This is a genomic window from Pantoea sp. X-Soil-OKNW-556, assembly GCF_059730695.1.
In genome coordinates, this window is sequence record NZ_AP035991.1 from 55,457 (window position 1) to 66,476 (window position 11,020).

Below are 11,020 nucleotides of genomic sequence, written 5' to 3' on the forward strand. Positions count from 1 at the left end.
GGCACACAGTTACAGGAGAGCACTATGGCAGTGAAAATGATTGCGGTGGATATGGATGGCACATTTCTGGATGACAACAAGCAGTACAACAAACAACGCTTTTTGCGTCAGTACGCGTTGCTGAAAGAGAAGGGCATCCGTTTCGTGGTCGCCAGCGGCAATCAATATTATCAGCTGCTGCGCTATTTTCCTGAAATCAAAAACGAAATTGCCTTTGTGGCTGAAAACGGTGCCTGGGTAACGGACAGCAACGAAGAGATATTCTGCGGAGAGCTGGCACCGGCAGCGGTGCATCAGATCCTCGATATTCTGGCAAAAGAGCCTGAGATCAGTACCGTGGTGTGTGGCCGTAATGGTGCCTATGTACATACCTCGATGCCGGATGAGGTGATGGCGATGCTTGCCAACCATTACCATCGTCTGGAAAAACGCGACAATCTTTATGATATCGACGACACCATCTTCAAGTTTTCGCTCAATCTGGCGCATGAAGGTGTCGAGGCGTTGCTGGAACGTCTGCACACGCAACTGAATGCGATTGAGAACATCATGCACCCGGTTTCCAGTGGCTTTGGCTTTGTCGATTTGATTATCCCCGGCTGCCATAAGGCGCATGGTATCGCGCTGTTGCAGGAGAAATGGGGTATTGATGATTGTGAGGTGCTGGCGATTGGCGACAGTGCTAACGACCTCGAAATGCTGCGCCAGGCATGCTACAGCTTTGCTATGGCGAATGCCGCCGCGCCAGTCAGCGCGGTGTCGCGTTATAAAACCGAAAGCAACAATGATGAGGGCGCGCTGAATGTGATTGCGCGTCTGCTGGCGCGTGAATTTCCGTTCGCATAACAGCTAACCGTAGCGGCGCGATTTTTACCTTTGGTGTTAAAAAAACGCGCGATAAATCGCGCCGCTACGATGCAGAATAGCTAGAGAAAATAATCCGTCTCGCGCATGTCCTGCAACAAACCCGGACCGTTTGGTTGCCAGTTAAAGGTCTGGCGCGTCCAACTGCTGGAGGTCGGATTGTCGGTTGCGGCGAAGCGCGCCATCCAGCCCAGCGCTTCCTGTGCCTCCTGCAACGTCAGGCTTTTTATCGGTAGCGTTAATCCGGCGGCAATGGTTTCCGCAATCTGGCGGAAGGGGATGCCTTCTTCCTGCACCGCATGCAAAATCGCTCCCGCTTGCGCCTGCTCTGCCGCCAGGCAAAACAGCTCGGCAGCGTCAAAGCGATTGACCGCAGGCCAGCGGTTCTCGCCACTTTCCACGTAAAACGCCGTGCCTTTTTCCTTTGCCAGGTTAATCAGCATCGGTACAAAACCGTGATCGCCAGCGCCATGCACCGTGGGCGGTAAGCGGACCAGCGCCACGCGCACCCCTTTTTCCGCCAGCGCCAGTGCCGCTACGTTGGAAGCAGAACGCGGATGCGCGCCTGCCACCGGTTGATCCTGCTCAGTCGCCAACCGTCCCGGTGCCACCAGGGCGGTGCCGGAGGTCACAATCAATGGTCGATCGGAACCGGCCAGTTCCTCGCCCATCGCCAGAATCGCCTGCTGATCAACCGCGGCAGCGTGATCCATGCGGCTGAAGTCGTGGATATAACCGGCATGGATCACGCCGTCGCTCTGGCGCACGGCGGCGCGCAGGCTGGCTATATCTTCCAGATCGCCGCGTAACACCGTCACACCTTGCAGGTGTAATTTCTCTGCTGACGCCTCACTGCGCGCCAGCCCCAGCACCGCGTGACCACGCACGTGCAGTTTTTTCACAATGGCTGAGCCAACAAAGCCGCTCGCCCCGGTCACAAAAATTCGCATATTCGTGCTCCTCACAGGCTGTTAACAGGCACTATGATAAAAGCCAGCGATCGGGTGAACAGTCGTGAGCTTATACGGGTATCGGGACTAACAGGATAAACACCATGACGATGCAAGACGACAATCTGCTGGGCAATTATCTGCGTGAACGCCGCCAGCGGCTGGATGCAGCCCGACTCGGCTTTCCGATGCAGCGCCGTCGTACCCCGGGTCTGCGCCGGGAAGAAGTGGCGATACGCGCCTGCGTCAGCACCACCTGGTATACCTGGCTGGAACAGGGCAGAGGCGGTGCGCCGTCTGAAGTGGTGCTGGAAAGGATAGCGAAGGCGCTGGAGTTGAGTGCCGCCGAGCGCGATCACCTGTTTCTGTTGGCGCAGAATCGTCTGCCTGGCGTCAGTTGGCAGGGCGGAGTGAGCGTATCTCCTTCGTTGCAACGGGTGCTGGACAGCATGCCAGGCACTCCGGCGCTGGTGAAAACCGCCGAATGGCAGGTGGTGGCGTGGAATCGGGCGGCCACCAAAGTTTTTGTCGATTATGCGCAACTGCCACCCGAGCAGCGCAATATCTTGCTAATGATGTTCCGCGATGAACAGATGAAAAAGCGCTTACCCGAGTGGGAGAAGGTCACGCGCGACCTGGTGGCGAACTTCCGCGCCGATGTGGCGCGCACCGGGGCCAGCGAACATGTGCGTGCGCTGGTGGCGGAGTTGTGCGCCATGAGTGAAACCTTCCGTCACCTGTGGCAATCGCAGGAAGTCAGCCAGCACGGGGAAGGCATTAAACAACTCTGGCTACCGGACGAAGGGGTGCTGGAGCTGGAGTACAGCACCTTTGCCGTCGAGGGCAAACCCGGTCTGAGCCTGGTGGTATTTAATCCGCGTCGGGAGCAGGATCAGCTGTGCATGCTACGTTTGATGGCGCGTCCGTAGCCGCGTGGTAGTTGGCGGCCATCTGGTCCAGCGCGGCCTGATTCTCCAGTCCCCATTGATACATCTGTTCAATCGGTGCGGCAAGGGTCATACCGAGTGACGTCAGGCGGTAATCTACCTTTGGCGGTATCACCTCATAAACATGGCGCGCGATCAGGCCGCGCTGTTCCAGTTCTTTAAGGGTTTGAAACAGCATCTTCTTCGAAATCCCCTGCAAACTGCGTTGAAGTTCGCCAGTACGGGCGCGATGATCCGGCCAGTGATACAACGCATGCAGCACCATGCTGCTCCACTTCAGAGAAAAAAGATCCATCAGGCGACGCGGGGGGGAATCCGCGAAGAACATCAATTTACCGTCAACCCAGGCGGGCATGTGCTTATCTCCTCGGATGGTCACCAAATGGTGACTACTATCAATTCTGAACCTTGTTCTTTATAGTCTGCCGCCTTCACACAGCCATTGCCACAAGCTTTCGGAGGCGCAATGAAAATCAACGCGTTAGTCGCACCCCATGCCACACAACCCCTCTCTTCTGGTCAGATCGCGCTGCGCAGCGTGCAGGCTCAGGATGTCAAAATTGAGATCCTTTATTGTGGCGTTTGCCATTCGGATCTGCATATGGCGCGCAATGAATGGGGCGTCAGCAACTATCCGCTGGTGCCGGGACATGAAATTGTTGGACGTGTTGTGGAAACGGGCAAAAGCGTTTCACGCTTTCAGGCCGGGGATTTAGTGGGTGTCGGCGTCATGGTCGATTCCTGCCGCGAGTGTCATTTCTGCCAGCAGCAGGAAGAACAATATTGTGAAGCCGGATGGACCGCGACCTATAACGGCACGGATAAATATACTGGCGGCAGCACCTGGGGCGGCTATGCGCAGCATGTGGTGGCGGACCAACACTTTGTCGTGGCGATTCCGACCAACCTGCCGCTGGCGGGTGTCGCTCCGCTGTTGTGTGCGGGCGTCACGGTATGGTCGCCACTGCGTTATGGTAACGTGAAAGCCGGGGACCGCGTCGGCGTGGTAGGACTCGGTGGTTTAGGGCATATGGCCGTAAAACTGGCGAGTGCGCTGGGTGCCGAAGTGACCTTGTTTACCACCTCGCCGCAAAAGGGCGAAGATGCGCTGCGCTTAGGTGCGAAGCGAGTGGTCATCTCGCGTGATGCCGCGCAGATGGCGGCCTGCCAGGCTTCTCTGGACCTGATTCTCGACTGTGTCTCTGCCCCGCACGATCTCGACCCCTACCTTGCAACGTTAAAAACCAACGGCAAACTGGTGCTGGTGGGGATTCCCGAGCAGCCGCATCCGTCTCCCAACGTCAGCCCGATAGTGAACCGCCGTCTCAGCATCAGTGGATCGTCCATCGGCAGCATCAAAGAAACCCAGGACATGCTGGATTTCTGTGGTCAACACGCTATCACGGCGGATATTGAACTGATTGCTGGAGAGGCGATCGAAACCGCGTTTGCGCGCATGTTGCGCGGTGATGTGAAGTATCGCTTCGTGATTGATATGCAGGCTACGCGCTGGTAAGAAATTTTTCATATGTTTTAGGTATAAATAATACCGTAAAATGCATTTTTTTAAACCCGCCTGTTGCTGTGGATTAAAAATATGCCTATAAAGGTAGTATGAATACCCCAAAAACATCAAAAATAAACTCTTTACTGAGCATGATTCCTTCAGGAATCGTGCTCACCTCTGCGTGGTTAGCACAACAAGGTTATAGCCTTGAGTTACAGAAGCAATACAGAAAGAGTCGGTGGTTTAGAACGATCGGTACTGGCGCGATGGTTCGGTGGGATGATGACGTGGACTATCTGGGGGCAGTCTACGCATTACAAGCACACCTGGGGATGACTCTGCATCCGGGTGCTAAAACGGCGTTGTCACTACAAGGCAAGTCCCATTACCTGGGGCTTGCTGAGAAGAGTGTCATGTTATTTGGCTCACCAGCTGACAAGCCACCGCTATGGTTTGTAAAACAAGAATGGGAGAAGCAGGTAAACTTTAAGTTGTCTGGTTTTTTACCCGCTGAACTTGGCTTGGTTGATATTGAGCACAGAGGCTTCAGTGTTAAAGTATCCGGCCCCACTCGTGCTGTGATGGAGTGTCTTTACCTGAGTCCGGGAGAGCAACCGTTGCTGGAAGTTTACGAATTGATGGAAGGGCTTAATAATCTAAGGCCGACATCCGTGCAAAAACTTTTGGAAGAGTGTACATCGGTTAAGGTCAAACGTCTGTTTATGTATTTGGCAGACAAGGCTGGGCATGACTGGTTCAATTATTTAAAAAAAGAAAGAATAGATCTTGGCAAAGGGAAAAGAGCCATTGTGGATAACGGGATATATATCCCGAAATACCAAATAATTGTACCAAAGGAGTTGGAATCAATTCGGTGAATAATGCTTACAAGAAACAAGTTCAGCTGCTATTAGATGTATTGCCAGAAGTGGCGAAGGAAAAATGCTTAGCTATGCATGGCGGTACAGCAATAAATCTGTTTCTGCGTAATATGCCCAGGCTCTCTGTCGATATTGATCTGACCTATATTGACATTGCCGAAAGAGCGACATCACTCACGGCCATAAATGATGCACTTATCCGCATTCAAAAAAATATTATTGGATTACGCAATACGATGCATGTCCAGCATCGATCGGATGTTTAAAACTACAGGTCACAGATAGCGAAGTAGTGATTAAAATTAAAGTGAATCCGGTAGGGCGAGGTTTGCTCGGTGAAAAGATCATGATGCCATTATGTGATGCTGCCCAGGAGCAATTTGATGCATTTTGTGTCGTCCCGATTGTACCAATATCTCAGCTATTTGGTGGTAAGTTGTGTGCGGCCCTTGATCGACAACATCCACGAGATTTGTTTGATGTGAAATTATTGTTGAACAATGAAGGCTTCACCGAAGAAATTAAGAAAGGGCTGATTTTTGGTCTGGTAAGTAGTAACCGGCCAACATTTGAAATGCTTGACCCTCATCTACAAGATCAAAGAGTAGCCTTTATGAATCAATTTGAGGGGATGAGCAATGTTGCCTTTAGTTATGATGATTATGAAGAGATAAGGTCAGAGTTAATTCGCCTTATCAGGACCCGGTTAACTCAGGAAGACAAACGATTTTTGATATCCTTAAATAGACTGGAACCAGACTGGGATATATATGATTACCAGCATTATCCATCGGTAAAGTGGAAAATGGTTAACCTGGAGAAATTCAGGGAACATAATCATGAAGCATGGAGGACTCAACTGGAAAATCTGGAAATGATTCTAACTGGTTGATAAGCTGACTCATCTCGTCAGAGGGCGACCAAAGTAGTCGCCCCATGTAAATCCAGACTACGCCAAATCCCGCCCATTACTGGCAATGACTTTCTTGTACCACCAGAACGATTTTTTACGCATACGGTTCAGCGAACCCTGTCCGTGGTCGTCGCGATCCACGTAGACAAAACCGTAGCGCTTACTCATCTCACCGGTCGAGGCCGCAACCAGGTCAATGCAGCCCCAGGTGGTGTAACCGATCACCGGGATGCCATCATCAATCGCTTGCGCCATCGCGTGAATGTGTTCCCGCAGGTAGCTGATGCGGTAATCATCATGGATTTCACCGTCGGCGTTAATCTCATCGCGTGCGCCAAGGCCATTCTCCACCAGGAACAGCGGTTTCTGGTAACGGTCATACATCATGTTCATGGTGATGCGCAGACCGAGCGGATCAATGCCCCAGCCCCACTCGCTGCGTTTAATGTGCGGATTGGTGAGCGATTTCACCACGTTGGCAGCGCTGCTGTTTTGTTCGTTCATCTCGGCGGAAGCACAACGCGAGGCGTAGTAGCTGAAGGAGACAAAATCCACGGTGTTTTTCAGGATCTCGGTATCTTCAGGTGCCATCTCAATCTTCACTCCCTTCTCGCGGAACACCCGGGCCGAGTATGAGGGGTAAGCGCCACGCGCCTGCACATCGATAAAAAACAGGTTTTCGCGATCTTTTTCGAGGGCGGCCCAGACATCTTCTGGTTTGCTCGACCACGGGTAGAAGTTACCGCCCGCCAGCATGCAACCGACCTGGTTTTGCGGGTTGACCTCATGGGCGATGCGCGTCACCAGCGCGCTGGCAACCAGCTCATGGTGTGCCGCCTGATACTTAACCTGCTCAGGGTTTTCGTCAGCTTCAAACACCAGACCTGCGCCAGAGAACGGGCTGTGCAGCAAGATATTGATTTCATTGAACGTCAGCCAATACTTCACCAGGCCATCAAAAGCCTCAAAGCAGGTGCGGGCATAGCGGGCGAAAAACTCAATCATTTTACGATTGCGCCACGAACCGTATTCCGTCACCAGATGCATTGGCACATCGAAGTGGCACAGCGTCACCAGCGGTTCGATACCGTGCTTTTTACATTCGCGGAACACATCGCGATAAAAAGCGATACCTTCCGCGTTGGGTTGCAGCTCATCGCCATTGGGATAGAGACGACTCCAGGCAATCGAGGTGCGGAATACGCTAAAGCCCATCTCTGCCATCAACGCGATATCTTCTTTGTAACGATGGTAGAAATCGATGGCCTGATGGCTGGGATAATATTCGTCTTCACGCAGGGTGAAACGCTGCTCCAGCCCCAGCTTGACAGGCATACGATGTGGGCCATGTGGGATCATATCCACGGTTGTCAGTCCCTTGCCGCCTGCCAGATACCCCCCTTCCGATTGGTTGGCGGCAAGGGCGCCGCCCCATAAGAATCCCGCAGGAAATGTCAGTTCAGACATGAAAATCCTCAATTAATTGGCGTTTACAGGTTTTGCGGCGTCAACCACCGCGTCTGGTGTTTTCGGGCTGGATTCCGCAACCGGGATATCCTCAAAGCCCAGCACCAGGGTCAAAACAAACGAGAGCACCACCGACAGCGCCATCACTGCACCGACCCAGACGATGCTCATCGGGTTATTGGGATCGAAAAACTGCACGCTGGTGAACAGGCCTGGCGAGGCCATCGAATGGCTGGCAAGACCGCCAATACCGGCCACCGCGCCGCAGATAAAGCCACTGATCAGGCTGGCGATCAGTGGGCGTTTTAGCCGCACCGCCACGCCATACAATGCCGGTTCTGAAATCCCGGCAACAATCGCTGAAGCTGCTGCCGCCAAAGCCGTCTGACGCAGTTCCGGGTTTTTGGTCTTGAACGCGACCGCAAGGGAGGAGCCACCGAGCGACAGGTTGGCTCCAATTTCTGAGGGCATCACCATGCCTTCTTTGCCGGTTTCCGCGATAGTCTGGATGATGGTGGGGGTGAACACACGGTGCATACCGGTCATCACCAGCAGGGGCCAGAGCGCCCCCATAATGGCCACTGACAGCCAGCCAAGATAACCGTGGATGGTGTACACCAGCGAGGAAATCCCGCTACCAATCCAGATACCCAGCGGGCCAATCAGTACGATGGCGATTGGTGCGGCAACCAACACAATCAACATCGGTTTCAGGAAGTTTTTGGTCACTGCCGGGGTGATACGATCGATAATGCGTTCAATGTGCGACAGGATCCATGTCATCACCAGAGCCGGAATCACGGTGTAGGTATATTTGACTGCCGTCACCGGGATATAAGCAAACTCCACCGCCTGGCCCTGTGCGGCTTTAGCCATCAGGTCGATAAAATTGGGATGCACCAGCACGCCAGCGATCGCAATCGCCAGCGACATATTGGTTTTAAATTTCAGCGCCGCAGAAGCCGCGACCATGATCGGCAGGAAGAAAAATGCGCCATCGCCGATGACGTTGAGGATCACCAGCGTTGAGGAGCCTTCCGCGAACACGCCGGTCATATTGAGGATCATGGCGAGTAGTTTCACCATCGAACCACCAATAATGGCGGGGATCAGGGGTGACATGGTGCCGACCAGCGCATCAAGAATCCCGGCACCGATGCGTTTCAGGGTGATTTTGCGCCGTACGGGTTGTGCGGCAGGTGCTGAACCCGGTGTTGCCAGCTTCAGCACTTCCTGAAACGCCTGTCCAACGTTGTTGCCGATAATCACCTGGCACTGGGTATCGGCGTGCACCACGCCCATCACACCGGGGATTGCTTTCAGCACGGCGTTGTCCACCAGGCCCGTGTCCTTGACGACAAATCTCAGCCGGGTCATGCAATGCGTGACGGCTTCAATGTTTTCGGCACCACCCAGCGCCTGGACGATGGCGCGGGAGATCTCGGCATAATTCTTCGACATGGATTTTTCGTCTCTTATCAAAATAGGTCGCTTATCTGGCCGTTCGTGCATCAGCTGTAGGGCAGAGGCAACCAGATGTTCAGTTTCTCATCATGAGAAACCGGTTTCACAAAATAATGAAGTTGTATTTTTAACCTGACAAGACATTTGAAATTTGATTTAAAACATTGTGACGCTCATCACTTAATGGCTGTGACGGCAGGGCGGCAGTCAGGAGAAAAATTTCCTAATCTATGAGCATGTTAGGTAAACTGCGATTCGTCTTGATTGCGATGAGAAAACGATGACAACCATTCTCGAAGTGGCGAAAAAAGCCGGTGTGTCAAAAGCAACGGTATCCCGCGTGTTATCGGGGAATGGCTATGTGGGCGAGGAAAAACGCGAACGGGTACTGCGGGCGATCGCCGAGACGGATTACCGCCCCAACTTGCTGGCACGTAATCTGGCGGTGAAATCGACGCAAACCATCGGGCTGGTGATTACCAACACGCTCTACAGCGGCAGTTATTTCAGCGAGCTGATGGCTCACTCGGCGCGCCTGATGGAGCAACAGGGGCGACAGCTGATCCTCGCCGATGGCAAACACAGCGCAGCCGAAGAGCGTGCGGCGATTCAGTTTCTGCTTGATTTGCGTTGCGACGGCATCATCATTTACCCCCGTTTTCTCTCCATCGATGAGATGGACGACATTATCTCCCAACATAAACAACCGATTCTGGTGATTAACCGCCGTCTGCGGCAGCATCAGAGTTTCTGTATCTATTCCGATCAACACGCCAACAGCACGCTGGCGGTCAACCAACTGATTGCGCTGGGCCATCGTGATATCGCCTTTATTACCGGATCACTGGATTCTCCTACCGGGCTGGAACGTCTTTCCGGCTATAAAGCGGCGCTGGCCGGGCATCAGATCGCGGTGCAGGATGCGCTGATTGTCGAGGGTAAGTGGCATGCGCAAAGTGGCATGGCGGCGGTGGCGTCCTTGCTGGCACGCGGGTGTCACTTCAGCGCCATTGTTGCCAGCAACGATGAGATGGCGATTGGCGCCATGAAACAACTCGCTGCCGCGAAGATTGCCGTGCCTGAACAGGTGTCGGTGGTGGGTTTTGATGATATCCCGCTGGCCCCGTTTACCATTCCTTCACTGTCGAGTATGAAAATTCCGGTGACCGAAATGGTCCAGCAGACCATTGAACAACTGGTGTCGATGCTGGATGGCGGCAATATGGCGCAGAACAAAAATTTCACCGCGCGCCTGGTCATGCGCGAATCTATCGGGCCGGGGCCATATGGTTAAACATTACAAGGAAATCTCTTCTGTCAGGCTGGATTATCGCTGCCTCGAACCTGCTGACTGGCCATTTTTCAAGGCGTTAAATCAGGACCGTCACGTCATGCATTTTATTAGCGATTCACGCACGGATGAAGAAATCAGAATCCAGTCTTTCGAGAAACGTTTGCAACCCTGGCATAAAGGCAGTGAGCATTGGTTATGTCTTGTTATGTGTCAAAAGAATACAGATACACCGATGGGCGTCACCGGCTTTATCGAGCGTGATGAAGGCATTGCGGAAGTGGGTTTTATCCTCGCCGCCGAATTTCATGGTCAGGGTTTTGGCAGTGAATCGCTAAAAGATATTGCCCGTTTCGCATTTAATATCCTGGGGTATCGCAAATTAACCGCCACGGTGACTTCAGGAAATGAAGCTTCACGCAGGACCTTGTTTAACGCTGGATTTCATCAGGAAGGCACGCTCAGGCAAAACTATTTCCTGCATGGTCGTTGGCAGGATGACTGGATTTTTGGCTTGTTAAGCGAAGAGTTCAGATATTAAGCGGTAAAACCTGCCTGATACACATCTGTTAAAAAAACATTTTTACACCCTGACTGGCTCACCCGTAGCGGCGCGATTTATCGCGCGGTTTCGTGCACGCTGAGGGAAAAATCTGCGCAATAAATTGCGCCGCGACACTTCCTGCCAATCAGAGTAACTTGCATTTTGATAGTTACTGTGGAAATCTGAGCGCAT

At 52.9% G+C, this 11,020-nt stretch carries 12 protein-coding genes; 8 read left to right on the forward strand and 4 right to left on the reverse strand.

Going from position 1 to position 11,020, the window contains the following annotated elements; translation table 11 throughout:
* Window positions 1-24 precede the first annotated feature (24 nt).
* Entirely contained in the window at window positions 25-846 is an 822-nt protein-coding gene (locus tag AC6I8T_RS20930; protein WP_208725964.1) for a Cof-type HAD-IIB family hydrolase, read from the forward strand.
* Between the two features lie 80 nt (window positions 847-926).
* On the opposite strand, the gene AC6I8T_RS20935 is transcribed toward AC6I8T_RS20930, so the two are convergent.
* Window positions 927-1,814, reverse strand: coding sequence for an SDR family oxidoreductase (locus tag AC6I8T_RS20935; protein ID WP_497834332.1), 888 nt, complete (start codon window positions 1,812-1,814; stop codon window positions 927-929).
* Between the two features lie 104 nt (window positions 1,815-1,918).
* Between AC6I8T_RS20935 and AC6I8T_RS20940 the strand changes: the two genes are divergently transcribed.
* Entirely contained in the window at window positions 1,919-2,743 is an 825-nt protein-coding gene (locus tag AC6I8T_RS20940) for a helix-turn-helix transcriptional regulator (protein WP_497834333.1), read from the forward strand.
* On the opposite strand, the gene AC6I8T_RS20945 is transcribed toward AC6I8T_RS20940, so the two are convergent.
* Complete coding sequence (locus AC6I8T_RS20945; RefSeq protein WP_497834334.1) at window positions 2,685-3,116, reverse strand: winged helix-turn-helix transcriptional regulator; 432 nt, start codon at window positions 3,114-3,116, stop codon at window positions 2,685-2,687. The two genes, AC6I8T_RS20940 and AC6I8T_RS20945, sit on opposite strands and share 59 nt — an antisense overlap.
* Before the next feature lie 111 nt (window positions 3,117-3,227).
* Here AC6I8T_RS20945 and AC6I8T_RS20950 point away from each other — a divergent pair, with 111 nt between their 5' ends.
* From AC6I8T_RS20950 to AC6I8T_RS20965, 4 genes are all read left to right on the forward strand, one after another.
* A complete protein-coding gene (locus tag AC6I8T_RS20950; protein WP_208725960.1) occupies window positions 3,228-4,277 on the forward strand; it encodes an NAD(P)-dependent alcohol dehydrogenase in 1,050 nt (349 codons plus the stop codon).
* Window positions 4,278-4,375: 98 nt separating this feature from the next.
* Window positions 4,376-5,146, forward strand: a complete 771-nt coding sequence (locus tag AC6I8T_RS20955; protein ID WP_208725959.1) for a type IV toxin-antitoxin system AbiEi family antitoxin — start codon at window positions 4,376-4,378, stop codon at window positions 5,144-5,146.
* Entirely contained in the window at window positions 5,143-5,415 is a 273-nt protein-coding gene (locus AC6I8T_RS20960) for a nucleotidyl transferase AbiEii/AbiGii toxin family protein (RefSeq protein WP_497834335.1), read from the forward strand. Before AC6I8T_RS20955 ends, AC6I8T_RS20960 begins: the two co-directional genes overlap by 4 nt.
* 26 nt (window positions 5,416-5,441) lie before the next feature.
* Window positions 5,442-6,041, forward strand: a complete 600-nt coding sequence (locus AC6I8T_RS20965) for a nucleotidyl transferase AbiEii/AbiGii toxin family protein (RefSeq protein WP_497834336.1) — start codon at window positions 5,442-5,444, stop codon at window positions 6,039-6,041.
* A gap of 57 nt (window positions 6,042-6,098) precedes the next feature.
* Here the strand turns inward: AC6I8T_RS20965 and AC6I8T_RS20970 are convergent, their stop codons facing one another.
* The gene (locus AC6I8T_RS20970; protein ID WP_208725958.1) at window positions 6,099-7,529 is read right to left on the reverse strand and encodes a 6-phospho-beta-glucosidase; all 1,431 of its coding nucleotides are present in this window, start codon (window positions 7,527-7,529) and stop codon (window positions 6,099-6,101) included.
* Between the two features lie 12 nt (window positions 7,530-7,541).
* Entirely contained in the window at window positions 7,542-8,990 is a 1,449-nt protein-coding gene (gene ascF, locus AC6I8T_RS20975; RefSeq protein ID WP_497834337.1) for a PTS cellobiose/arbutin/salicin transporter subunit IIBC, read from the reverse strand.
* 283 nt (window positions 8,991-9,273) lie between these two features.
* On the opposite strand from ascF, the gene AC6I8T_RS20980 reads away from it, so the two are divergent.
* Together AC6I8T_RS20980 and AC6I8T_RS20985 are read left to right on the forward strand one after the other, a co-directional pair.
* Entirely contained in the window at window positions 9,274-10,287 is a 1,014-nt protein-coding gene (locus AC6I8T_RS20980; protein WP_208725956.1) for a LacI family DNA-binding transcriptional regulator, read from the forward strand.
* Window positions 10,280-10,825 carry a GNAT family N-acetyltransferase gene (locus AC6I8T_RS20985; RefSeq protein WP_497834513.1) on the forward strand — a complete coding sequence of 182 codons (546 nt, stop codon included), beginning with the start codon at window positions 10,280-10,282 and terminating at the stop codon, window positions 10,823-10,825. Before AC6I8T_RS20980 ends, AC6I8T_RS20985 begins: the two co-directional genes overlap by 8 nt.
* Window positions 10,826-11,020 lie beyond the last annotated feature (195 nt).